General features: G+C 74.6%; 19 protein-coding genes and 1 pseudogene. 15 read left to right on the forward strand and 5 right to left on the reverse strand.

The window, feature by feature from the left end; translation table 11 throughout:
• The first annotated feature begins 115 nt into the window (after window positions 1–115).
• The 3 genes from ACZ4V6_RS02305 (at window position 116) to hemW (ending at window position 4,628) form a co-directional block, all read left to right on the forward strand.
• Window positions 116–1,306 (forward strand): RNA-guided endonuclease InsQ/TnpB family protein, encoded by a 1,191-nt coding sequence (locus tag ACZ4V6_RS02305; RefSeq protein WP_467821861.1) that lies wholly within the window; start codon window positions 116–118, stop codon window positions 1,304–1,306.
• 142 nt (window positions 1,307–1,448) lie between these two features.
• Complete coding sequence (locus ACZ4V6_RS02310) at window positions 1,449–3,368, forward strand: SpoIIE family protein phosphatase (RefSeq protein WP_467822223.1); 1,920 nt, start codon at window positions 1,449–1,451, stop codon at window positions 3,366–3,368.
• Window positions 3,369–3,395: 27 nt separating this feature from the next.
• On the forward strand, window positions 3,396–4,628 hold the full coding sequence (gene hemW / locus ACZ4V6_RS02315; protein WP_467821862.1) for a radical SAM family heme chaperone HemW: 1,233 nt from the start codon (window positions 3,396–3,398) through the stop codon (window positions 4,626–4,628).
• Between the two features lie 126 nt (window positions 4,629–4,754).
• On the opposite strand, the gene ACZ4V6_RS02320 is transcribed toward hemW, so the two are convergent.
• Together ACZ4V6_RS02320 and ACZ4V6_RS02325 are read right to left on the reverse strand one after the other, a co-directional pair.
• A complete protein-coding gene (locus tag ACZ4V6_RS02320) occupies window positions 4,755–5,564 on the reverse strand; it encodes a DUF3097 domain-containing protein (protein ID WP_467821863.1) in 810 nt (269 codons plus the stop codon).
• Between the two features lie 34 nt (window positions 5,565–5,598).
• Complete coding sequence (locus tag ACZ4V6_RS02325) at window positions 5,599–6,324, reverse strand: MBL fold metallo-hydrolase (protein ID WP_467821864.1); 726 nt, start codon at window positions 6,322–6,324, stop codon at window positions 5,599–5,601.
• A gap of 163 nt (window positions 6,325–6,487) precedes the next feature.
• Between ACZ4V6_RS02325 and hrcA the strand changes: the two genes are divergently transcribed.
• The 4 genes from hrcA (at window position 6,488) to ACZ4V6_RS02345 (ending at window position 10,595) form a co-directional block, all read left to right on the forward strand.
• A complete protein-coding gene (hrcA, locus tag ACZ4V6_RS02330; protein ID WP_077798810.1) occupies window positions 6,488–7,504 on the forward strand; it encodes a heat-inducible transcriptional repressor HrcA in 1,017 nt (338 codons plus the stop codon).
• Complete coding sequence (dnaJ, locus tag ACZ4V6_RS02335) at window positions 7,505–8,641, forward strand: molecular chaperone DnaJ (RefSeq protein ID WP_467821865.1); 1,137 nt, start codon at window positions 7,505–7,507, stop codon at window positions 8,639–8,641.
• A 122-nt stretch (window positions 8,642–8,763) separates the two neighbouring features.
• Window positions 8,764–9,849 (forward strand): nitronate monooxygenase, encoded by a 1,086-nt coding sequence (locus ACZ4V6_RS02340; protein WP_467821866.1) that lies wholly within the window; start codon window positions 8,764–8,766, stop codon window positions 9,847–9,849.
• Window positions 9,846–10,595 carry a 16S rRNA (uracil(1498)-N(3))-methyltransferase gene (locus tag ACZ4V6_RS02345; RefSeq protein ID WP_467821867.1) on the forward strand — a complete coding sequence of 250 codons (750 nt, stop codon included), beginning with the start codon at window positions 9,846–9,848 and terminating at the stop codon, window positions 10,593–10,595. Before ACZ4V6_RS02340 ends, ACZ4V6_RS02345 begins: the two co-directional genes overlap by 4 nt.
• A 9-nt stretch (window positions 10,596–10,604) precedes the next feature.
• Here the strand turns inward: ACZ4V6_RS02345 and ACZ4V6_RS02350 are convergent, their stop codons facing one another.
• Entirely contained in the window at window positions 10,605–10,961 is a 357-nt protein-coding gene (locus tag ACZ4V6_RS02350; protein WP_467821868.1) for a hypothetical protein, read from the reverse strand.
• A gap of 71 nt (window positions 10,962–11,032) precedes the next feature.
• Between ACZ4V6_RS02350 and ACZ4V6_RS02355 the strand changes: the two genes are divergently transcribed.
• The 5 genes from ACZ4V6_RS02355 to ACZ4V6_RS02375 all read left to right on the forward strand — a co-directional run bounded on the left by ACZ4V6_RS02355 (window position 11,033) and on the right by ACZ4V6_RS02375 (window position 17,345).
• Entirely contained in the window at window positions 11,033–11,590 is a 558-nt protein-coding gene (locus tag ACZ4V6_RS02355; protein ID WP_467821869.1) for a hypothetical protein, read from the forward strand.
• Between the two features lie 85 nt (window positions 11,591–11,675).
• The gene (locus ACZ4V6_RS02360; RefSeq protein WP_467821870.1) at window positions 11,676–14,876 is read left to right on the forward strand and encodes a S41 family peptidase; all 3,201 of its coding nucleotides are present in this window, start codon (window positions 11,676–11,678) and stop codon (window positions 14,874–14,876) included.
• A gap of 175 nt (window positions 14,877–15,051) precedes the next feature.
• Entirely contained in the window at window positions 15,052–15,405 is a 354-nt protein-coding gene (locus ACZ4V6_RS02365; protein ID WP_467821871.1) for a histidine triad nucleotide-binding protein, read from the forward strand.
• Between the two features lie 15 nt (window positions 15,406–15,420).
• Window positions 15,421–16,326: a ribonuclease Z gene (locus tag ACZ4V6_RS02370; RefSeq protein WP_467821872.1), complete on the forward strand. Its 906-nt coding sequence runs from the start codon at window positions 15,421–15,423 to the stop codon at window positions 16,324–16,326.
• A gap of 20 nt (window positions 16,327–16,346) precedes the next feature.
• A complete protein-coding gene (locus ACZ4V6_RS02375) occupies window positions 16,347–17,345 on the forward strand; it encodes an adenosine deaminase (RefSeq protein WP_467821873.1) in 999 nt (332 codons plus the stop codon).
• Between the two features lie 3 nt (window positions 17,346–17,348).
• On the opposite strand, the gene ACZ4V6_RS02380 is transcribed toward ACZ4V6_RS02375, so the two are convergent.
• Window positions 17,349–18,698 carry an MFS transporter gene (locus ACZ4V6_RS02380; protein WP_467821874.1) on the reverse strand — a complete coding sequence of 450 codons (1,350 nt, stop codon included), beginning with the start codon at window positions 18,696–18,698 and terminating at the stop codon, window positions 17,349–17,351.
• A gap of 173 nt (window positions 18,699–18,871) precedes the next feature.
• A complete protein-coding gene (locus tag ACZ4V6_RS02385; RefSeq protein ID WP_467821875.1) occupies window positions 18,872–19,666 on the reverse strand; it encodes an IclR family transcriptional regulator in 795 nt (264 codons plus the stop codon).
• Window positions 19,667–19,957: 291 nt separating this feature from the next.
• Between ACZ4V6_RS02385 and ACZ4V6_RS02390 the strand changes: the two are divergent.
• The 3 genes and pseudogenes from ACZ4V6_RS02390 to ACZ4V6_RS02400 all read left to right on the forward strand — a co-directional run.
• Window positions 19,958–20,248: pseudogene (locus ACZ4V6_RS02390) on the forward strand (5-dehydro-4-deoxyglucarate dehydratase); the annotation flags it as partial.
• On the forward strand, window positions 20,245–21,534 hold the full coding sequence (locus tag ACZ4V6_RS02395) for a glucarate dehydratase family protein (RefSeq protein ID WP_467821876.1): 1,290 nt from the start codon (window positions 20,245–20,247) through the stop codon (window positions 21,532–21,534). The pseudogene ACZ4V6_RS02390 and the gene ACZ4V6_RS02395, both read left to right, overlap by 4 nt.
• Before the next feature lie 255 nt (window positions 21,535–21,789).
• A complete protein-coding gene (locus ACZ4V6_RS02400; protein WP_467822224.1) occupies window positions 21,790–22,923 on the forward strand; it encodes a carbohydrate kinase family protein in 1,134 nt (377 codons plus the stop codon).
• The last annotated feature ends 182 nt before the right edge of the window (window positions 22,924–23,105 follow it).

A 23,105-nucleotide genomic window follows, 5' to 3' on the forward strand; every position in this document is an offset into this window, starting at 1 on the left:
GTCCTTCGGCTACGTGTCAGATGGGCTCCGTGTCGAAGTCGGCGCAGAGGTTCTGCGTAATTCCTGAGGAGTCGTCAGTATCTCGTCCAACGCTGACCGGGAGGAGGCGGGCTGAGTGATCCGTGCGTACAAGTTCCTCTTGCGACCCACCGTGCGTCAGGCGGTTGCGTTCGGTGAGATGCTGCGCGATCACTGCTCGCTGTACAACGGGGCGTTGCAGGAGCGCCGAGACGCCTACCAACACGTGTCCAAGACCACCGTCCGGTACGGAGACCAGTCGGCCCAGCTCAAAGAGATCCGAGCGTTCGACCCGGAGCGTCAGGGGCGATGGTCGTTCAGCTCGCAGCAGGCGACGCTCAGACGTCTTGACAAGGCGTTCGCTGCGTTCTTCCGCCGTGTCAGGGCTGCAGAGAAGGCCGGTTACCCGCGCTTTCGAGGCGTCGGCCGGTTCGACACCGTGGACTTCCCCAGGGACGGAGACGGTTGTTGTTGGGACTCCGCACCGCACGATCCGGTTACCCGTGTCCGCTTCCAGGGTGTCGGGCACGTCAAGGTGCACCAGCACCGCCCGGTAGTCGGCAAGGTTAAGACGGTCTCAGTCAAACGTGAAGGCAGGCGCTGGTATGTGATCCTTACTGCCGAGCAGGGCCGCCCCGAGCCGTTGCCAGCCAGCGGTAGCGTGGTCGGCATCGACCTCGGTGTGACCAACTTTCTCGCGGACTCGGACGGCCGCTTTGTTCCCAACCCGCGTCATGGCCGTAAGGCCGCCGCAAGACTCGAAGAAGCACAACAGGCGCTCAGTCGATGCCGACGTGGTAGCAAGCGCCGCCGCAAGGCTGTGGAGAAGGTCGCCCGACTGCACCGCAAGGTCCGCTGCCAACGCCTCGACCACGCACACAAGACCGCTCTTGACCTCGTGCGGGAACACGACCTCATCGTGCACGAAGACCTCAGGATTCGTGACATGGTCAAAGCCCCCGTCTCGAAGCTTGACCCGGCCGCGCCAGGCAGCTTTCTGCCCAACGGGGCTGCGTTCAAGGCCGGGCTGAACCGCTCGATCGCTGATGCCGGATGGGGGGTGTTCCTCGCCATCCTGACCGCCAAGGCTGAAAGCGCCGGACGGGAAGTCATGGCGGTGGACCCCCGCAACACCTCCCGGACCTGCCCCATGTGCGGGCACGTCTCAGCGGAGAACCGGCCCACGCAGGACAAGTTCCAGTGCGTTGCCTGCGGCCACCGGGATCACGCGGACACTGTGGGCGCTCTCAATGTTCTCCGGGCCGGGCTGGTCCGTCGTGAAGCCTAATCGGCCTAGCGAGAAGCCACTTCCTTCAGGGAGTGGAGGAGTCACGGGGGCCATTCCGACGCAACGGGAGACCGTCTCCTGCGGCAGCGGGGCGTCCGCGCCCGCTGCCGAGGTGTCCGCCCAGGAGTGCGCGCGGGCGCACATGACCCTGCTCGGCAGCTCCCTCGCGCCGGGCGCGGCCCGCGCGATGGTGCGGGCCACGCTCGCCGACTGGGCCGCGCTCGGCCTGCCCGGGGCGCATCGACTGACCGGCCACCTCTGCGCCGACGCGCTGGTGGTCGCCAGCGAGCTGGTCACCAACGCCGTCGTGCACGCCGGGACCGACGTCGAGGTGGTCTGCCGGCTGGAGGGGACGGGCACGCTCGTCGTCGAGGTCACCGACCGGCACCCCTCCCGCGCGCCGAGGGACGGCGACCGGGAGACGCCGCACGAGACCCCCGACCACGGGCGCGGCCTGCGGCTCGTCGCCGCGCTCTCGCAGGCCTGGGGCATCACCTACCTGCCGGGTGCCAAGACGGTGTGGGCCCGCCTGCCCGCGGCGGGCGGCGAGGCCGTCGACCGGGCCGAGGCGCACGCCGCGGAGCGGGACCCGCGGCGCCCCGGAGCCCGGGCCGCCACCGAGTGCGGGGCCGAGGGGACCGAGAGGACCGACGGGACCGGAGCGGCCGCCGGGACGGACGGGCCGGACCACGCGCAGTGGCCGGACTGGGGGGACGGCACGGCCGGGCCCGGGCGGCGCGGCGTCCGCGACCGGGAGTGGCTGGGCCGCGGCGCCCTGTCCTTCCTCGCCGAGGCCTCCGACCTGCTGGCCGGACAGCTGGACGAGGACCTGGTCGCCTCCCTCACCGGCCAGCTGATCGTGCCGCGCCTCGCCGACTGGTGCGCGGTGTGGCTCGACGACGAGTCCCTGGGCCGGGGAGCCTGGGGCGACGACGCCGGCGCGGCCGGGGGAGCGCGGCCGGCCCGCGTCTGGCACAGCAGCGAGAGCCGCGTCGACGACCTGTGGCAGGCCCTGGAGAAGGAGCCGCCCCGCGCCCGCGACCCGTGGCGTTCCGGCCCCCTCGCCCACCCCTGGCCGAGCGCCGCGCTCGGCCCGCACGGCGCCGCGCTCGCCTACCGCCTGGTCGCCGGTGGCCGGCCGCTGGGCACCCTGGTCATCGGGCGGGCCGGCGTACCGTCCTTCCCCGAGGAGATCAGCGGCCTGGTCGAGGACCTCAGCCGCCGGGTGGCGCTCGCCATCGGCGCCGCCCGCCAGTACGCCCGCCAGGCCACCATCAGCGCCGTCCTCCAGCGCGGCCTGCTGCCTGGCGCCGTCGCGGAGATCCCGGGGGTGCGCAGCGCCCTCGTCTACGAACCGTGCGACAAGGGCGGCCCCAGCGGCGACTTCTACGACCTCTTCCCGGCCGGTGACGGCCGCTGGTGCTTCACCGTCGGCGACGTCCAGGGCAAGGGCCCCGAGGCCGCCGTCGTCATCGGGCTCGCCCGGCCCTGGCTGCGGCTGCTGGCCCGCGAGGGGTACGGCGTCCCCGACGTCCTCGACCGCCTCAACCAGCTGCTCCTCGACGACGCCACCGAGGCCGCGGACGCCGCCGCCCGCGCCCTGGTCGCCGCCGGCGGCCGTCCGGTTGCCCCGGGCGACGGACCGCAGACCCGGTTCCTGTCCCTGCTCTACGGCGAACTCGTCCCGGTCGGCGACGGCGTCGTCCGCTGCACCCTCGCCTGTGCCGGACACCCGCTGCCGCTGCTGCTCGCCCCCGACGGCACCGTCCGCACGGTCGCCGGGCCGCAGACCCTCCTCGGCGTCCTGGAGGACGCGACGTACACCAGCGAGACCTTCGAGCTGCGGTCCGGCGAGACCCTGCTGTGCGTCACGGACGGTGTCACCGAGCGGCGCAGCGGCTCCCGCCAGTTCGACGACGGCGACGGGCTCGCCGCGGCCCTCGCCGGGTGCGCGGGACTGGACGCCGGGCTGATCGCCGAACGCATCCGGCGGCTGGTGCACGAGTTCGGGGCCCGGCCCCCGGAGGACGACCTCGCCCTGCTGGTGCTCCAGGCCGAGTGACCGCGGCCGTGCGGGACAATGGAACGCATGCCCTCCGCACTCCCCGACGGCGAACCCGTCCCCGCCGACGGCGCGCTGCCCGCGTCCGCGCTCGACGGCGCCGCCGACCGCCCCCTCGGTTTCTACCTGCACGTCCCGTACTGCGCGACCCGCTGCGGCTACTGCGACTTCAACACCTACACCGCGACCGAGCTGCGCGGCACCGGCGGCGTCCTCGCCTCCCGGGACAACTACGCCGAGACGCTCGTCGACGAGGTCCGCCTCGCCCGCAAGGTGCTCGGCGACGACCCCCGCGAGGTCCGCACGGTCTTCGTCGGCGGCGGCACCCCCACCCTGCTGGCCGCCGGTGACCTGGTACGGATGCTGCACGCGATCCGCGACGAGTTCGGCCTCGCGGCGGACGCGGAGATCACGACCGAGGCCAACCCGGAGTCGGTCGACCCGGCCTACCTCGCCGCCCTCCGCGCGGGCGGCTTCAACCGGATCTCCTTCGGCATGCAGAGCGCGCGACAGCACGTCCTGAAGGTCCTCGACCGCACCCACACCCCGGGCCGCCCCGAGCGTTGCGTCGCCGAGGCCCGCGCGGCCGGTTTCGACCACGTCAACCTCGACCTGATCTACGGCACCCCCGGCGAGTCCGACGACGACTGGCGGGCCTCGCTGGACGCGGCGCTCGGTGCCGGACCCGACCACGTGTCGGCGTACGCGCTGATCGTGGAGGAGGGCACGCAGCTCGCCCGGCGCATCCGGCGCGGCGAGGTCCCGATGACCGACGACGACGTGCACGCCGACCGGTACCTGATCGCCGAGGAGACGCTCTCCGCGGCGGGCTTCGACTGGTACGAGGTGTCGAACTGGGCGACCTCCGAGGCGGGGCGGTGCCTGCACAACGAGCTGTACTGGCGGGGGGCCGACTGGTGGGGGGCCGGTCCGGGGGCGCACTCGCACGTGGGCGGGGTGCGGTGGTGGAACGTGAAGCACCCGGGGGCGTACGCGGGGGCGCTGGCGGCGGGGAGGTCGCCGGGCGCGGGGCGCGAGGTCCTCACGGACGAGGACCGGCGGGTGGAGCGCGTCCTGCTGGAGCTGCGGCTGCGGGAGGGCGTGCCGCTGGCGCTGCTGCGGGAGGCGGGGCTGGCGGCGGCGCGGCGGGCGCTGTCCGACGGGCTCCTCCAGGAGGGGCCGTACGAGGCGGGGAGCGCGGTGCTCACACTGCGCGGGCGGTTGCTGGCGGACGCGGTGGTGCGGGACCTGGTGGACTGAGGGGTCATCCCCGCTTCCGCGGGGAGCAGGAACTGCTCGGTCGTGTGGACGAACTGATCGACGGACCATCTCCGCAACGGCGGAGAGCAGGCCACCAGGCCCGGCCCGTCAACGACCGGACGACGTTCAAGACACGGTTACGTGATCAATGAGTCGTTCCACACTGCCCAGCAGCTCCGGCTGCAGGTCCTTGTACGACCGCACCCGCGCCAGGATCGCCTGCCACACCGCGCCCGTGTTCTCCGACGGCCACCCCAGCGCCCGGCACACCCCCGTCTTCCAGTCCTGGCCGTGCTGCACCCGGGGCCAGGCGTCGATGCCGACCGACGACGGCTTCACGGCCTCCCAGATGTCGATGTACGGGTGGCCCACCACCAGCGTGTGCTCGCTCGTCACCGCCTGCGCGATCCGCCACTCCTTCGACCCCGGCACCAGGTGGTCCACCAGGACCCCCAGCCGCGCGTCCGGGCCCGGCGCGAAGTCGGCGACGATCGACGGCAGGTCGTCCACACCGCCCAGGTACTCCACGACGACGCCCTCGATGCGCAGGTCGTCGCCCCAGACCTTCTCGACCAGCTCGGCGTCGTGCCGCCCCTCGACGTAGATGCGCCCGGCGCGCGCCACCCGCGCCCGCGCGCCGGGGACGGCGACCGAACCGGACGCCGTACGGGAGGGCCGTACCGGCCCGGAGGACGATGACGGCCGCACCAGCGTCACCACGCGGCCCTCCAGCAGGAACCCGCGCGGTTCCAGCGGGAACACCCGGTGCTTGCCGAAGCGGTCCTCCAGCGTGACGGTGCCCGCCTCGCAGCGGATCACCGCGCCGCAGAAGCCGGTGGCGGGCTCCTCGACCACCAGACCGGGGTCGGCCGGTACCTCGGGCACCGGCTGCGGCTTCTTCCACGGAGGGGTCAGGTCGGCGGAGTACTGGCGCATTCTGCCGACGATACGAGGAACGCCCGCGCCGTGATCAACGCGACACGCCGAAGCGGGCGGCCAGCGCGTCCCGTTGGGCCCGCACGAACGCCGCGTCCACCACCGCGCCGTGGCCGGGGACGTACAGCGCGTCCTCGCCGCCCAGGGCGAGCAGCCGGTCGAGGGCGGCCGGCCAGTGGGACGGCACGGCGTCGGGGCCCGCCTGCGGCTCGCCGGACTCCTCGACCAGGTCCCCGCAGAAGACGGTCCGCGGGTCGCCCGGCACCAGCACCGCGAGGTCGTGACCGGTGTGCCCGGGGCCCACGTCGGCCAGCAGCGCCCGCCGGCCGCCGCCCAGGTCGAGCGTCCACTCGCCGCGCACCTCGTGGCGGACCGCGACGAGGGCGTCCACGGCCTCCTCGGCGAGCCGGGGGTCCAGGCCCTCGGCCACCGCGTCCGCCCGCAGCGCCTCCCGGCCCCGGGCCAGGACCGCGTCCGCGCCCGCCGCGCCGAACACCTCGGCGCCCGCGAACGCCGCCGCCCCGAGGACGTGGTCGAAGTGCGGGTGGGTCAGCGCGAGATGCGTCACACGGCGGCCGGCGAGCTCCTGCGCCGCCCTGCGCAACCGCGCGCCTTCGGCGAGGCTCGATCCGGCGTCCACCAGCAGCGCCGCATCCGCGCCGACGACCAGCCCCGCCGTGCAGTCCCACACCGGCAGGCGGCACCGGCCCGCCCCGGCCGCCAGCCGCTCCCATCCCAGGTCTTCCCAAGTCACCGTCACGACGGCGACGCTAGCGCCGCGGAGGCCCCCGGGCACGACGGCGGCGCCCCGGCCTTGCCGGGGGCGTACCCCACGGCCGTACACTGGGCCGGGGAAGTCTGGCACTCGCACACGCAGAGTGCCAGGGAGAACACCGGGCGGACGGCTTCTGGAGGTGTGCGCGATGCTCAGTGAACGCAGGCTGAAGGTGCTGCGCGCGATCGTCCAGGACTATGTCGGCACCGAGGAGCCCGTCGGCTCCAAGGCCCTCACCGAGCGGCACAACCTCGGCGTCTCCCCGGCCACCGTGCGCAACGACATGGCGGCCCTGGAGGACGAGGGCTTCATCGCCCAGCCGCACACCAGCGCCGGGCGGATCCCGACCGACAAGGGCTACCGGCTCTTCGTCGACAAGCTGGCCGGCGTCAAGCCGATGACCGCGCCCGAGCGGCGTGCCATCCAGAACTTCCTGGAGGGCGCCGTCGACCTCGACGACGTGGTGGCCCGCACGGTGCGGCTGCTCGCGCAGCTGACCCGGCAGGTCGCCGTCGTGCAGTACCCGTCGCTGACCCGTTCGACCGTGCGGCACGTGGAGTTGCTCTCCCTGGCGCCCGCGCGCCTGATGCTCGTGCTGATCACGGACACCGGGCGGGTCGAGCAGCGGATGGTCGACTGCCCGGCGCCCTTCGGCGAGGCGTCCCTCGCGGACCTGCGCGCGCGGCTCAACAGCCGGGTCGCGGGCCGCCGCTTCTCGGACGTCCCGAGCCTGGTCGAGGATCTGCCGGAGGCCTTCGAGGCCGAGGACCGCGGTACGGTCTCCACCGTGCTCTCCACCCTGCTGGAGACGCTGGTCGAGGAGAACGAGGAGCGGCTGATGATCGGCGGCACCGCCAATCTCACCCGCTTCGGGCACGACTTCCCCCTCATGATCCGGCCGGTGCTGGAGGCGCTGGAGGAGCAGGTCGTGCTCCTCAAGCTGCTCGGCGAGGCGAAGGATCCGGGCGTGACCGTCCGTATCGGTCACGAGAACGCCCACGAAGGACTCAACTCCACGTCCGTCGTGTCGGTGGGCTACGGTTCGGGCGGCGAGGCGGTTGCCAAGCTCGGCGTGGTCGGACCGACCCGCATGGACTACCCGGGAACGATGGGAGCGGTACGCGCAGTGGCACGGTACGTCGGACAGATCCTGGCGGAGTCGTAGGTGGCCACGGACTACTACGCCGTACTCGGCGTACGCCGCGACGCGTCCCAGGACGAGATCAAGAAGGCGTTCCGGAGGCTCGCCCGCGAGCTGCACCCGGACGTCAATCCCGATCCGAAGACCCAGGAGCGGTTCAAGGAGATCAACGCCGCCTACGAGGTGCTGTCGGACCCGCAGAAGAAGCAGGTCTACGACCTCGGCGGCGACCCGCTGTCGCAGGCCGGCGGCGGTGGCGCGGGCGGCTTCGGCGCGGGCGGCTTCGGGAACTTCTCGGACATCATGGACGCGTTCTTCGGCACGGCGTCGCAGCGCGGTCCGCGCTCGCGCACCCGCCGGGGCCAGGACGCGATGATCCGCCTCGAGGTCGAGCTGGACGAGGCCGCCTTCGGTACGACCAAGGACATCCAGGTCGACACGGCGGTCGTCTGCAACACCTGCAACGGCGAGGGCGCGGCCCCGGGCACCAGCGCCCAGACGTGTGACATGTGCCGCGGCCGCGGCGAGGTGTCGCAGGTCACCCGGTCCTTCCTGGGCCAGGTCATGACCTCCCGGCCCTGCCCCCAGTGCCAGGGCTTCGGCACCGTCGTCCCGACCCCGTGCCCCGAGTGCGCGGGCGACGGCCGGGTCCGCTCCCGGCGCACCCTGACCGTGAAGATCCCGGCCGGTGTGGACAACGGCACGCGGATCCAGCTCGCGGGCGAGGGCGAGGTCGGCCCCGGCGGCGGCCCGGCCGGCGACCTGTACGTCGAGATCCACGAGCTCCCGCACCCGCAGTTCCAGCGCCGGGGCGACGACCTGCACTGCACGGTCACCCTCCCGATGACGGCGGCGGCCCTGGGCACGAAGGTGCCGCTGGAGACGCTGGACGGCCTGGAGGAGGTCGACATCCGCCCGGGCACCCAGTCCGGCCAGTCGATCCCGCTGCACGGGCGCGGCGTCACCCACCTGCGCGGCGGCGGCCGGGGCGACCTCATCGTCCACGTCGAGGTCACGACCCCGACCAAGCTCGACCCCGAGCAGGAACGCCTCCTGCGCGAGCTGGCCAAGCTGCGCGGCGAGGAGCGGCCCCAGGGCCAGTTCCAGCCGGGTCAGCAGGGCCTGTTCTCGCGGCTGAAGGACGCGTTCAACGGGCGCTGACCGACGCGTCCGGCGGGCGCCGGCACCGGCCGCCGGCGGGGCTCCGCGGTGCGGATGCTCCTGGCGTATGCCGACGGAAGCCCGGATTCGGACTTGTGCGGAGGACGTGACACCATGCGCTCATGTCCTCCGCACTGACCGATCTCTTCCCCTACCCGATCGTGCAGGCGCCCATGGCGGGCGGCGTCTCCGTGCCGCGGCTCGCCGCCGCGGTCTGCGAGGCGGGAGGGCTGGGATTCCTGGCCGCCGGGTACAAGACCGCGGACGGGATGTACCAGGAGATCAAGCAGGTGCGGGGGCTGACCGCCCGCCCGTTCGGCGTCAACCTCTTCATGCCGCAGCCGGAGACGGCCGACCCCTCGGCCGTCGGCGTCTACGCCCACCAGCTGGCCGGTGAGGCCGCCTGGTACGGGACCGAGCTCGGCGACCCCGACTGCGGCCGGGACGACGGCTACGACACCAAGCTCGCGGTGCTGCTGGACAACCCGGTGCCCGTCGTGTCGTTCCACTTCGGCGTGCCGAGCCGCGAGGTCGTCGACTCGCTCCACCGCGTCGGCACGTTCACCCTGGTCACGGCGACCACCGCCGACGAGGCCCGGGCCGTCGAACGGGCCGGCGCCGACGCGGTGATCGCGCAGGGCGTCGAGGCCGGCGGGCACCAGGGCACCCACCGCGACCACCCGGAGACCGGCGGCGCCGGGACCGGGCTGCTGTCGCTGGTCGCCCAGATCCGGGAGGCGGTGGACCTGCCCGTCGTCGCCGCCGGCGGCATCATGCGCGGCGCCCAGATCGCCGCGGTCCTCGCGGCCGGCGCGAGCGCGGCCCAGCTCGGCACCGCCTTCCTCGCCACCCCCGAGTCCGGCGCGCACGCCCTGCACAAGCAGGCGCTGACCGACCCGCTGTTCGTCCGCACCGAACTGACCCGCGCCTTCTCCGGCCGCCCCGCCCGCGGCCTGGTCAACCGCTTCCTGCGCGAGCACGGCCCCTACGCCCCCGCCGCCTACCCGGAGGTGCACCACCTCACCGCGCCGCTGCGCAAGGCGGCGGCGAAGGCGGGCGACGCGCAGGGCATGGCGCTGTGGGCGGGACAGGGCCACCGGATGGCCCGGGACCTGCCCGCCGGCGAGCTGGTGGAGGTCCTGGCGGCCGAACTCGCTTCCGCCGAGGCGGCGTTGACGCGGTACGTGAACGGAGGTGCGGACCGATGACGGCTCCGGTGTTCGTGGTCGACTCGCTGCCGGCCGGGGGCCTGCCCGGCGGGCAGTACGTCCTCGACGGCCCCGAGGGACGGCACGCCGTCTCCGTGAAGCGGCTGCGCCCCGGCGAGGACGTCGTCCTCACCGACGGGCGCGGACGCTGGGCCGAGGGCGTGGTGAAGGCCGCCGAGGGCAAGGACCGCCTGGTCGTGACCGGTCTGGAGAGCGTCCACGAGGAGCCGTCGGAGCAGCCCCGCATCACCGTCGTCCAGGCCCTGCCCAAGGGGGACCGGGGAGAGCTGGCCGTCGAGACGATGACCGAGGTCGGGGTCGACGCGATCGTGCCGTGGGCCGCCTCCCGCTGCATCACGCAGTGGAAGGGCGACCGCGGGCTGAAGGCGCTCGGCAAGTGGCGGGCGACGGCCCGGGAGGCCGGCAAGCAGTCCCGCCGGGTCCGCTTCCCCGAGGTGGCGGACGCGGCGAGCGGCAAGCAGGTTGCGTCACTTCTGGCCGACGCGGCCTTCGCCGCCGTGCTCCACGAGAGCGGCGAGGAGCCGCTGGCCGCCGCCGAACTCCCCGCCTCCGGCGACATCGTGCTGGTCGTCGGCCCCGAAGGGGGCGTCTCCCCCGAGGAGTTGGCGCTCTTCGCCCAGGCGGGCGCCAAGCCCTACCGCCTGGGCCGCAGCGTCCTGCGCACCTCCACCGCGGGCACCGCCGCGACCGCCGTCCTCCTGGCCCGCACCGGCCGCTGGTCCTGACGGCCCCGGTCAGCCGTCCGCCGTGCGGGCGGCGACGACCGCGGGGAACAGTTCCCAGCCGTCCAGCTCGGCGGACCGGTCGAGCAGACCCCGCCGGGCCGCCTCGTCGGCGAAGGCCCGTACGACCCCGGGTTCGTGCAGGTTGAGCGACTCGTCCCCCACGGCCACGCAGCCCGAGGGCAGGAACCCGTCGGGGACGAACCGGCCCCCGCCGCCCCGGAACACCAGGCGGGTCCGCGTCCCGTCCCGGGACAGGGTGAGCACCTCCTGGCAGGGCTCCGTGACGCTGTGCCGGTGACGCACCGACCACACGTAGGCGGTGGTCCCGTCCACGACGAGCCTTCTGAGCCGGCGTCCGCTGCGCATGCGCCCACGGTAGTGAGGAGTGGCCGTATGCGCCCTACCGCGAGCCCCGCACCGGTGGCAGGCTGCCCTCCATGGGGGCATTGAGGCGGATTCGGCGCATCCCGAGCATCCCGAGCGCGCGCGGCGGCCGGCGCGCGGTGCCGTTGGCCGTCGGCGCGGTGGTCGCCGTGGGCGCGCTCGTCGCGTGCGACCCGGGCGGACTCAGCTCCGCGGCGGTGTCGTACACGACCGACCGGACCGTGACCCACGAGCTCGACCGGCGTGACGCCGGGGTGCGGTGGCTCACGTGCACCGCCTCCGCCGAGGGCGACGGCGCCACCGCCTCCGCCTCCGCGGGCGAGGACACCGTCGCCTCCGTCCACTGCGAGGGGAAGACGGACGACGGGAAGGACATCACCGTCGACGGCAAGGTCACCCGCGTCGTCAACGGCGCCTGCGTGCGCGGCGATCTGACCGCCGAGGTGGACGGCAAGCAGTGGTTCCACGTCAAGGGCCTGGGCGACTGCGACGCCGGGACCTCCCGGCCCGCGGACCGGCCCACCCGGGACCGGCCGGGCCCCACGGTCACCGTCACCCGGACCATCTGGTGCCCGGACGACCCGCACTGCCGGCCCGTGGAGGGCAAGTAGCCCGTCCGGTACGGCCGTCGCGCCCCGGGCGCCGGGCGGGAAGTGATCCGAACCCCTGTCGGTCGCCCCCGCCCCTGCTTAGGCTGTGGGGGTGACTCAGCCCGCAGCGCCTGCCTACCTCCGCTTTCCCCACCCGCACGGCGAGTTGGTCGCCTTCACCGCCGAGGACGACGTGTGGCTCGCCCCGCTCGACGGTGGCCGGGCCTGGCGGGTCAGCGCCGACAACATGCCGGTGAACCACCCGCGCGTCTCGCCCGACGGCACCACCGTCGCCTGGACCTCCACCCGCGACGGCGCCCCCGAGGTGCACGTCGCGCCCGTCGGCGGCGGCCCGGCGAGACGCCTCACACACTGGGGGAACCCGAAGACCCAGGTGCGCGGCTGGACCCCGGAAGGACAGGTCCTCGCCCTCAGCAGCCACGGGCAGGCGAGCCTGCGCCGCAGCTGGGCCCGTGCCGTCCCGCTCGACGGCGGACCCGCCGCCACCCTGCCGTACGGGCCCGTCGGCGACGTCGCGTACGGCCCGCACACCGTGCTGCTGTCCGCGCCGATGGGGCGGGAGGCCGCTTGGTGGAAGCGGTACCGGGGCGGTACGGCGGGCAAGCTGTGGATCGACGCCGAGGACGACGGCGAGTTCGTACGGCTGCACGGCGACCTCGACGGCAACATCGAGTATCCGTTCTGGGTCGGCGAGCGGATCGCCTTCCTCTCCGACCACGAGGGCACCGGCGCCCTCTACTCCTCCCTCGCCGACGGCTCCGACCTGCGCCGGCACACCCCCCTCGGGGGCTTCTACGCCCGGCACGCCGCCACCGACGGCACGCGGGTCGTCTACTCGTCCGTCGGCGAACTGTGGACGCTGGACGACCTGGACGGCGCCGAGCCGCGCCGGCTCGACATCCGGCTCGGCGGCTCCCGCACCGACCTCCAGGCGTACCCGGTCGACGCCGCCCGCTGGTTCGGCTCCGCGTCCCCCGACCACACCGCCCGCGGCAGCGCCGTTGCCGTGCGCGGCGGCGTCCACTGGGTCACCCACCGCTCCGGACCGGCCCGCGCCCTCGCGGCGACGCCCGGCGTGCGCACCCGGCTGCCGCGCGCCTTCCGCGCCGACGGCGAGGAGTGGGTGGTGTGGGTGACGGACGCCGAGGGCGACGACGCCCTGGAGTTCGCGCCCGCCACCGGCCTCGCGCCCGGCGCCACCCCGCGCCGCCTCGCCGCCGGACAGCTCGGCCGGGTGCTGAACCTCGCCATGGCACCCGACGGCAGCCGGGCCGCCGTCGCCTCGCACGACGGCCGCGTCCTGCTCGTCGAGCGGGAGACGGGCGAGGTCCGCGAGGTCGACCGCAGCGAGGACGGCGACGCCACCGGCCTCGTCTTCTCGCCCGACTCCGCCTGGCTGGCCTGGTCCCACCCCGGCCCCTCCCCGCTGCGCCGGCTCAAGCTCGCCAACACCACCGACCTGTCGGTCGCCGAGGCGACCCCGCTGCGCTTCCGGGACTACTCGCCCGCCTTCACCCTGGACGGCAAGCACCTCGCCTTCCTCTCCACCCGCTCCTTCGACCCGGTCTACGACGAGCACGTCTTCGACCTGGCCTTCGTCGAGGGCGCCCGCCCGTACCTGATCACGCTGGCCGCGACCACCCCCTCGCCCTTCGGCCCGCAGCGCCACGGCCGCCCCTTCGAGGCCCCGGACCGCGAGGAGACCCCCGACAGCGAGGGCACCCCCACCACCCGCATCGACATCGAGGGCCTCGCCGACCGCATCGTGCCCTTCCCGGTGGAGGCCGCCCGCTACTCCCGGCTGCGCGCCGCCAAGGACGGCGTCCTGTGGCTGCGCCACCCGGTCACCGGCGTCCTCGGCGCCTCCCGCGCCAACCCGGACGACCCCGGCCCGCACACCGAGCTGGAGCGCTACGACCTCGCCCAGCAGCGCGTCGAGCACCTCGCCGGCGACGCCGACCACTTCGAGGTCAGCGGCGACGGCAAGCGGGTGCTGCTGTGGACCGACGGACGCCTCAAGGTCGTCCCCAGCGACCGGCGGGCCTCCGGCGACGAGGACAGCGACACCAACATCACCGTCGACCTGAGCCGCGTCCGGCAGACCGTCGACCCGGCCGCCGAGTGGCGCCAGATGTACGACGAGACCGGCCGCATCATGCGGGACAACTTCTGGCGGCCCGACATGAACGGCGTCGACTGGGACGGCGTCCTCGACCGCTACCGGCCCGTCCTGGACCGCCTCGCCACCCACGACGACCTGGTCGACCTCCTGTGGGAGGTGCACGGCGAGCTCGGCACCTCGCACGCCTACGTCACCCCGCCCGGCGGCCACGGCGGCGCCCGGCAGGGCCTGCTCGGCGCCGACCTCTCCCGGCACGAGGACGGCGCCTGGCGCGTCGACCGCGTCCTGCCCTCGGAGACCTCCGACCCCGACGCCCGCTCCCCGCTCGCCGCGCCCGGCGTCGCGGTGCGCGCCGGCGACGCGATCGTCGCGGTCGCCGGACGGCCCGTCGACCCGGTCACCGGGCCCGGCCCCCTGCTCGTCGGCACGGCCGGCAAGCCGGTCGAGCTGACCGTCTCCCCGGCCGGCGGCGGCGAGCCGCGGCACGCCGTCGTCGTGCCCCTCGCCGACGAGGAGCCGCTGCGCTACCACGCCTGGGTCGCCGACCGCCGCGCCTACGTCCACGAGAGGTCCGGCGGCCGGCTCGGCTACCTCCACGTGCCCGACATGGTCGGCTCCGGCTGGGCCCAGCTCCACCGCGACCTGCGCGTCGAGGTCGTCCGCGAGGGCCTGGTCGTCGACGTCCGCGAGAACCGCGGTGGGCACACCTCCCAGCTGGTCGTGGAGAAGCTGGCCCGGCGCATCGTCGGCTGGGACCTGCCGCGCGGCATGCGGCCGGCCAGTTACCCGCTGGACGCGCCCCGCGGCCCGGTCGTCGCCGTCGCCAACGAGTTCTCCGGTTCCGACGGCGACATCGTCAACGCCGTGATCAAGGCGCTCGGCATCGGCCCGGTCGTCGGCACCCGCACCTGGGGCGGCGTCATCGGCATCGACAGCCGCTACCGGCTGGTCGACGGGACGCTGATCACGCAGCCCAAGTACGCGTTCTGGCTGGAGGGCCAGGGGTGGGGCGTGGAGAACCACGGCGTCGATCCGGACGTGGAGGTCCCGCAGCGCCCGCAGGACCACGCGGCGGGACGCGACCCCCAGCTGGACGAGGCGATCCGGCTGGCGCTGGAGGCGCTGGAGGAGACCCCGGCGAAGACCCCGCCGAGCCTGCCGTAGCCGCCGGCGCCCGCGACCGCGGACAAGTCGTGCCTCCCCGGTGCCCCAACGGCCGGGGAGGCGCCCCGCGAGCGCGGGCGGACGCACCCGCCCGGCGGCCACCCCGGCGCACGGCGCCCCGCGCACCCGGGCTCGCTACGATGCCCCCAGAAGATCACCACCGTAAGGAGCGCCCATGCCCGGCGAGCCACAGGACGACTGCCTGTTCTGCAAGATCGTCGCGGGTCAGATCCCGGCCACGATCGTCCGCGAGACGGACACCACCGTCGCGTTCCGCGACATAAACCCCCAGGCGCCCACCCACGTCCTGGTGATCCCCAAGGCGCACTACCGCGACGCCGCCGCCCTCGCCGCCGGTGCTCCGGAGATCGCCGCGGACGTCCTGCGCGAGACCCGGGCCGTCGCCGACGACGAGAAGCTGGACAGCTACCGCACCGTCTTCAACACCGGCGGCGGCGCCGGCCAGACCGTGTGGCACGCCCACGCCCACGTCCTCGGCGGCCGCGGCCTCGAATGGCCCCCCGGATAGGCCCGGGCAGACACCGTGTCCGTACGTGAGCTCGTCGTCCTCGGCACCGCCAGCCAGGTCCCGACCCGGCACCGCAACCACAACGGCTACCTGCTGCGCTGGGACGGCGAGGGCATCCTGTTCGACCCCGGCGAGGGCACGCAGCGCCAGATGCTGCGCGCCGGGGTCGCCGCCCACGACCTGAACCGGATCTGCGTCACGCACTTCCACGGCGACCACAGCCTCGGCCTGGCCGGCGTCATCCAGCGCATCAACCTGGACCGGGTCCCGCACGAGGTCACCGCCCACTACCCGCGCTCCGGGCAGCGCTTCTTCGACCGCCTGCGGTACGCCACCGCCTACCGCGAGACGGTCGGCCTCACCGAGGCGCCGGTCGACGCGGACGGGCCCCTCGCGGTCACCCCCGCCTACGTGCTGGAGGCCCGCCGACTCTCGCACCCCGTCGAGTCGTACGGCTACCGGCTCACCGAGCCCGACGGCCTGCGCATGCTGCCCGAGCGCCTGGCCGCGCACGGCATCGAGGGCCCCGACGTGGGCCGCATCCAGCGCGAGGGCGTGCTGAACGGCGTTCCGCTGGACGAGGTCAGCGAGGTCCGCCGCGGCCAGCGGTTCGCGTTCGTCATGGACACCCGGCTGTGCCCGGGGGTGCACGAGCTGGCCGAGGGCTGCGACCTGCTGGTCATCGAGTCGACGTTCCTCGACGAGGACGAGGAACTCGCCGCCGACCACGGCCACCTCACCGCCGGGCAGGCGGCGCGGGCCGCCCGGGAGGCGGGCGTACGCCACCTCGTCCTGACCCACTTCAGCCAGCGCTACTCCGACCCCGAGGAGTTCGAGCGGCAGGCGAGGGCCGCCGGGTACGAGGGGGAGCTGACCGTGGCCCGGGATCTGATGCGCGTCCCGGTTCCGAAACGTCGGTGAAACCGCCGTACGATGCTCTGATGCCTCTGCCCATAGCTGAACTGCACCTCCATATCGAAGGCACCCTGGAGCCGGAGCTGGCCTTCGAGCTGGCCGCCCGCAACGGTGTCGTCCTGCCCTACGCGGACACGGACGCCCTGCGCGAGGCGTACCGCTTCGAGGACCTCCAGTCCTTCCTGAACCTGTACTACGAGCTCATGGCCGTCCTGCGCACCGAGCGGGACTTCGAGGACCTGGCCGACGCCTACCTGGCCCGCGCCGCCGCGCAGGGCGTACGGCACGCGGAGATCTTCTTCGACCCGCAGGCGCACCTCGCCCGGGGCGTGGAGATGGGCACGGTCGTGGAGGGCCTGTGGCGGGCGCTGGGCCGCAGCCGGGAGAGGCACGGCGTCTCCACCCGGCTGATCATGTGCTTCCTGCGCGACGAGTCCGCCGAGTCGGCCCTCGCGACCCTCGACGCCGCGAAGCCGTACCTGGACCGCATCACCGGCGTCGGCCTGGACTCCGCCGAGGTCGGCCACCCGCCGGTGAAGTTCCGCGAGGTGTACGAGGCCGCCGCCGCCCTCGGGCTGCGCCGCGTCGCGCACGCGGGCGAGGAGGGGCCGCCGGAGTACGTCACCGAGGCCCTGGACGTGCTGGGCGTCGAGCGGATCGACCACGGTCTGCGCTCGATGGAGGACCCGGAGCTGGTCGAGCGGCTGGTGCGCGACCGCGTCCCGCTGACCCTGTGCCCGCTGTCCAACGTGCGGCTGCGCACGGTCGACACCCTCGCCGACCACCCGCTGCCCGCGATGCTGGACGCCGGGCTGATGTGCACGGTCAACTCCGACGACCCCGCCTACTTCGGCGGCTACGCGGGCGACAACGTCGAGGCCGTGCGCGCCGCGCTCGGCCTCACCGAGGAGCGGCTGCGGGAGCTGGCCCGCAACTCCTTCCTCGCCTCCTTCCTGGAGGACGACGAGGAGCTGCGGGCGCGGTACCTGGCCGAGGTGGAGGCGTACGCCTTCCCGACGGCGTAGGACTCAGCCCGTCCCGGACCCCGGTGTGGCCGCGGCCGCCCGGGGTCCCGCCGTGTCGTAGGCGTGCTGCACCGGCACGGCCGGCGCGTCCACGTCGATCTCCACGACCGGCTGCTCCGGGGCGCCGACCTCGGGCACGGCACCGCTGGGCGTGCCGGTGGCGGCGGCGACCAGGGCGGCCGGGGTGCCGCCGCGGCGGCGGATCGCGCCGGGCAGCAGCGGGCGTCCGCCCGTGTGCAGGGCGACGGCCGTCATCGGCACGGCGGCCAGGAGCAGACCGGCGCCGAGGACCAGGCCCATGCCCGCGTAACCGGCCTGGGCCGACAGCACACTGCCGGTCAGCGGACCGGCCGCCGTGCCCAGCGAGGACGCCGACCCGACGAGCACCGCCCACCGGCCGCGCGGGTCGAGCGAGGCGGCGAGGCCGATCAGGTACGACAGCACGACCGGGTACACCGTGTTCCAGGCGATCTCGCCGGCCGCGAACGTCGCGGGGGTGGTCGCGGACGCGCTCACCGCGATGCAGCCCGCGATCAGCACCGTGCCCGCGCCGATGGGCATCGCCCGGCCCAGGCGGGACCCGAGCGCGCCGGCCGCCAGGACGCCGACCAGTCCCGCGCCCAGGGCGACGGCGAAGACGACCCCGAGGGCGGCGTCGCCGAGTCCGGCCTGCGTCAGCCCGATCCGGCCGCTGACACCCCACAGGGAGTTCTGCGCGAGGGACCAGCACAGCACGGTGGCGGCGAGGACCGGTCCCGAGCGGCGGCGGGGGAGCGGGGTGGTGAGGCCCGTGTCGTGCGCGGCCGGCGACGCGGCCGTCCCGCCCGGCAGCCGGCCGGTCAGCGGCCACACCGCGAGGGCGGTCAGCGCGATCGCGGCCAGCGGCAGGCCGTGCGCCCGGCCCAGGTGCGGCACCGTCAGGTACACCGCGCCGGCCAGCGCGGACACGGTCAACAGGCCCAGCGTGGAGGCGCGGTGGGGGTCGCGCTCGGCCGCGATCCGGGTGGCGGCGACCGTGGTGGCCGTGCCCGACCCGAAGCCGCCGAGGACCGCGCCGGCGACGACGGCCGGGACGGCGGTGGCGAGCGCGGCGGAGCCGTAGCCGACGACGGCCAGGACCAGCCCGAACCGGGCCAGCGTCCGGGCGCCGATCCGCTGCACCCGGGAGGCGAGCAGGAAGCCCGCGGTCGCCGAACTCAGCAGCAGCGCACTGCCGACGGCGCCCGCCTGCGTGGCGGTCAGCGGCAGGCCGGTGTCCAGTCTGCCGACGGTGGTGGGCAGCAGGTAGGGAGGAAGGTACCCGGCCGTGAAGAGGGCGACGAGGGGCCAGGGAGTGGTGCGGGGGGCGAACACGGGCGTTCCCAGGGCATGCGGAAGGAAGGGGGGAGGGGAGGGGGCGACGACCGTCGACGGACAGGAACGCGCGCGCAATTTGTATCAAGCGCGGAGAGGCGGAACACAGGCGAGGGGGTGTGATCCGGATCACAGTGGCGTTTGGTGTTCCGGAGCCTGGGTAGAAGCGGGCGTCATCGCCAGTGGACGGAGCCGCCTCCGGCCGGAACCGTCGCCTCCACCTTGGCCCGGATCTCCCGCATCACCGCGACGATCCGCGCCTCGTGATCCGGCGTCAGGCGGGCCACCGGCACCGAGCAGCTGATCGCGTCCAGGGCCGGGACCTCGTAGCGCAGCGCGAAGCCGAAGCCGACGATCCCCGTCACGCCCTCCTCGCGGTCGACGGAGTGGCCGCGCTCCCGGATCCGGGCGAGGTCGGCCGCCAGGGAGTCCCTGTCGGTGTGCGTGTTCGGGGTCAGTGCCTCGTACGGGCCCTCGGGCAGTTCGGCGTCCGGGCGCTCCGCCAGCAGTGCCTTGCCGAGGGCGCCCGCGTGGGCGGGCAGCCGGCGTCCCACCCTGCTGATGGTCCGCAGGTACTCGTGCGACTCCCGGGTCGCCAGATAGGCCACGTCGTGCCCGTCGAGCCGCCCCAGGTGGATCGTCTCGCCCAGCGCCTCGGACGCCTCGTCGAGGTACGGCCGCACCGCCCGCACGCGGGGGTCGGAGTCGAGGTAGCCGGTGCCGGTGAGCAGGGCGTGGATGCCGATGCCGTACAGCGAACCGGTGACGTCGGTGCGCACCCAGCCGCGCGAGACCAGGGTCTGCAGCAGCGCGTACATCGAGCTGCGCGGCACGCCCAGTCCGTCCGCCAGCTCCTGGAGCCGGGCCGGGCGGTCCCCGCGCGCGGCCAGCACCTCCAGCAGCTCGACCGTGCGAGCCGCCGACTTCACCTCGCGGACGCCGCCCGCCGCGCCCCCTGTCTCCGGCATGCGCCGATCGTAGACGGACGCCGCCGGCCCATTGACGCCCGCCGTCCGCCTATCTAATCTCCATTCCCATACGTGGACGTCATCTACATGCGGAGACGGTGAGGGTGGACGTGGATTCCGCTGCCGGCGCCGGCCCCGCGACGGCCGTGGCCCGGCGGCTGCGCGGGGGGGGGGGAGGGCGGACGGGATGCTGTCCTTCCCCCTGGCCGGCTTCCGCGCCGGCGGGTCGCTCGACCCCGACGGCTACCGGGCCCACGTCGCCGGACGCGCCGCCGCCGGACCCGGCGCCCTCTTCCCGCCCGCTCCTCCGCCGCGCACGCCTTCGCCCCCGAGACCGCGGGCGCCTCCCCTCCGCCCTGCGGAGCGGCTACGGCAAGCTGCTGCGCGACTTCCACGCCCCCTCGTCGCACCGCGCGACCGCGTCCCCGCACACGGCGTGTCCCTCGTGAGGGCCGCGGCCCGGCCGCGCGGCCGCCCCGTCGGGCCCGTCCGCGCCCCTTCACCGACCCGCCACCCGCCCGCCCGGCCGGGCTCGGGACCCTGCTCGCCGCCGGACTCGACCTCGTAGGAGCCGCCCCGTGAACCTCACCGTCACCGACGTCCGCCTGACGCCGGTCCTCGTCGCCGACCCGCCGCTGCTCAACACCCAGGGCGTGCACCAGCCGTACACCCCCCGCCTGATCGTCGAGGTGGAGACCGCCGACGGGATCACCGGCGTCGGCGAGACCTACGGCGACGCCAAGTACCTGGAGCTGGCCCGCCCCTTCGTCGGCAAGCTGGTGGGGCGCCGGGTGAGCGACCTCAACGGCCTGTTCGCGCTCGCCGACGAGGTCGCCGTCGACTCCTCCCGGGTCTTTGGGCAGGTCGACGTCGGCGGGCTGCGCGGCGTCCAGACCGCCGACAAGCTGCGCCTGTCCGTCGTCTCCGGCTTCGAGGTCGCCTGCCTCGACGCCCTCGGCAAGGCGCTCGGCCTGCCCGTGCACGCGCTGCTGGGCGGCAAGGTCCGCGACGCCGTCGAGTACAGCGCCTACCTGTTCTACAGGTGGGCGGACCACCCCGAGGGCGTGACGTGCGAGAAGGACGACTGGGGCGCCGCCCTCGACCCGGCCGGCGTCGTCGCGCAGGCCCGCGCCTTCACCGAGCGGTACGGCTTCACCTCCTTCAAGCTCAAGGGCGGCGTCTTCCCGCCCGAGGAGGAGATCGCCGCGATCAGGGCCCTCGCCGAGGCCTTCCCCGGGCACCCCCTGCGCCTGGACCCCAACGGCGCCTGGTCCGTGGAGACCTCGCTGAAGGTCGCGGCGGAGCTCGGGGACGTCCTGGAGTACCTGGAGGACCCCGCGCTCGGCACCCCGGCGATGGCCGAGGTCGCCGCGAGGACCGGGGTGCCGCTCGCCACCAACATGTGCGTGACGACGTTCGCCGAGATCCAGGAGGCGTTCACCGAGGGCGCCGTCCAGGTCGTGCTCTCCGACCACCACTACTGGGGCGGCCTGCGCAACACCCAGCAACTCGCCGCCGTCTGCCGCGCCTTCGGCGTCGGCGTCTCCATGCACTCCAACACCCACCTGGGCATCAGCCTCGCCGCCATGACCCACGTGGCGTCCACCGTCCCGAACCTCCACCACGCCTGCGACTCCCACTACCCCTGGCAGTCCGAGGACGTGCTCACCGAACGGCTCGCCTTCGACGGCGGCGAGGTCGCCGTCTCCGACGCCCCCGGCCTCGGCGTCGAACTCGACCGCGACCGGCTGGCGTTCCTCCACCGCCGCTGGCTCGACGACGACGGCGCCCTCCGCGACCGCGACGACGCGGCGGCGATGCGGGTGGCCGACCCGGAGTGGGTCACCCCGTCCGTCCCCCGCTGGTGACCCGCCCCCCTTCCCCGCAACGGCCGGGTCCGCGCCCGGCCCGCGAGGACGCCGGCCGCCCCGGTGCCGGAGACGACCCCCGGCGCGGCCCGGACCGCGCGCCCGGGGACCGCGACGGCCCGACGGCCACCGGCGCGAACGCCACCGCGTTGTCGGCGGCGTGGTGCACACTGGCCTGATCCGCACCATGCCAGGGAGCGCACCGTGACAGCGTCCACCGTGTCCGCGGCGTCCGACGTGACCGTCATGACCGCCATGTCCGCCGACGAGAGAACACACCGCCACCCGCAGGACGAGGGATCGCACCGACATCCGCAGGTCGATCCCCTGGCCGCCCTGCGCACCCCGCAGGACCCGCCCTGGGACGTGTATCTCACCGGCACCGTCTTCCTCGACGTCATCTTCACCGGGCTCGACTCCGCCCCGGTGCGCGGGACCGAGTCCTGGGCACGCGGGATGGGGTCGAGCCCGGGCGGCGTGGCCAACATGGCGACCGCGCTGGCCCGCCTCGGCCTGCGCACCTCGCTGGCCGCGGCCTTCGGCGACGACCACTACGGCGACTACTGCTGGGACGCGCTCGCCCAGGGCGAGGGCATCGACCTGACCCCCTCGCGCACCGTGCCCGGCTGGCACTCGCCGGTGACGGTCTCCATGGCGTACGAGGGGGAGCGCACGATGGTCTCCCACGGTCACGAGCCGCCGCCCGAGGAACCGGCCCCCCACTGCCCGCCCCGCGCGCGTGCCGCCATCGCCTCCCTGACGCCCGGCGCGAGCGCCCCGTGGATCGCGCAGGCCGCCGCACGGGGCACCCGCGTCTTCGCCGACGTCGGCTGGGACGACACCGGCGCCTGGGACCTGGCGGGACTGGCCGACCTCGCGCACTGCGAGGCGTTCCTGCCGAACGCCGAGGAGGCCATGCGCTACACGGGCGCCTCCTGCCCGCGCGCCGCCGCGCACGCCCTGACCGAGCACGTGCCGCTCGCGGTGGTCACCCTCGGCGCGGACGGCGCCTACGCGGTGGACCGGCGGACGGGGGAGAGCGCCGAGGTCCCGGCCATCGCGGTGGAGGCCCTGGACCCGACCGGCGCCGGGGACGTCTTCGTCGCCGGGTTCGTCACCGGCACCCTGGCCGGCTGGCCGCTCGCCGACCGCCTCGCCTTCGCCGGGCTGACCGCCGCCCTCTCCGTCCAGGAGTTCGGCGGCTCCCTGTCGGCGCCGGGCTGGTCCGAGATCGCCACCTGGTGGCGCAAGGTCCAGTCGGTGGAGGGGCAGGACCCGGCGGCCCTGAGCCGGTACGCGTTCCTGGCGGACCTGGTCCCGGACGAACCGGTCAGGCCGTGGCCCCTGCGACGAGCGGTCCCGACGATCGGCTTCCGCCGCCCGAGCTGACCGCCCGGGCCGGCGGCCCCCCTCGGAACCCGAGCCGGCGCGGCCGCTTCAGGTCGCGCTGCCGGTCCTCGGCGCCCTTCGCGTGTGGGTCCGGGCCGTGCCGGGGTGCGGGCGCGCCGCGTGGTGGGCGTACGGGGCAGGTTCGGGGCGTCGGCGCGTGGCGGCCGGCCGGGCCGGTCGGA

The sequence above is a fragment of the Streptomyces sp. NPDC029152 genome, from assembly GCF_055564355.1.

Coding starts and splice junctions, on each gene's coding strand:
- ACZ4V6_RS02345 (WP_467821867.1), top strand. CDS start 9,846: ATGACGGCTCCGGTGTTCGTGGTCGACTCGCTGCCGGCCGGGGGCCTG.
- ACZ4V6_RS02355 (WP_467821869.1), top strand. CDS start 11,033: ATGGGGGCATTGAGGCGGATTCGGCGCATCCCGAGCATCCCGAGCGCG.
- ACZ4V6_RS02320 (WP_467821863.1), bottom strand. CDS start 5,564: ATGCGCCAGTACTCCGCCGACCTGACCCCTCCGTGGAAGAAGCCGCAG.
- ACZ4V6_RS02310 (WP_467822223.1), top strand. CDS start 1,449: ATGACCCTGCTCGGCAGCTCCCTCGCGCCGGGCGCGGCCCGCGCGATG.
- ACZ4V6_RS02400 (WP_467822224.1), top strand. CDS start 21,790: ATGTCCGCCGACGAGAGAACACACCGCCACCCGCAGGACGAGGGATCG.
- ACZ4V6_RS02375 (WP_467821873.1), top strand. CDS start 16,347: ATGCCTCTGCCCATAGCTGAACTGCACCTCCATATCGAAGGCACCCTG.
- ACZ4V6_RS02340 (WP_467821866.1), top strand. CDS start 8,764: ATGTCCTCCGCACTGACCGATCTCTTCCCCTACCCGATCGTGCAGGCG.
- ACZ4V6_RS02385 (WP_467821875.1), bottom strand. CDS start 19,666: ATGCCGGAGACAGGGGGCGCGGCGGGCGGCGTCCGCGAGGTGAAGTCG.
- hrcA (WP_077798810.1), top strand. CDS start 6,488: ATGCTCAGTGAACGCAGGCTGAAGGTGCTGCGCGCGATCGTCCAGGAC.
- hemW (WP_467821862.1), top strand. CDS start 3,396: ATGCCCTCCGCACTCCCCGACGGCGAACCCGTCCCCGCCGACGGCGCG.
- ACZ4V6_RS02350 (WP_467821868.1), bottom strand. CDS start 10,961: ATGCGCAGCGGACGCCGGCTCAGAAGGCTCGTCGTGGACGGGACCACC.
- ACZ4V6_RS02365 (WP_467821871.1), top strand. CDS start 15,052: ATGCCCGGCGAGCCACAGGACGACTGCCTGTTCTGCAAGATCGTCGCG.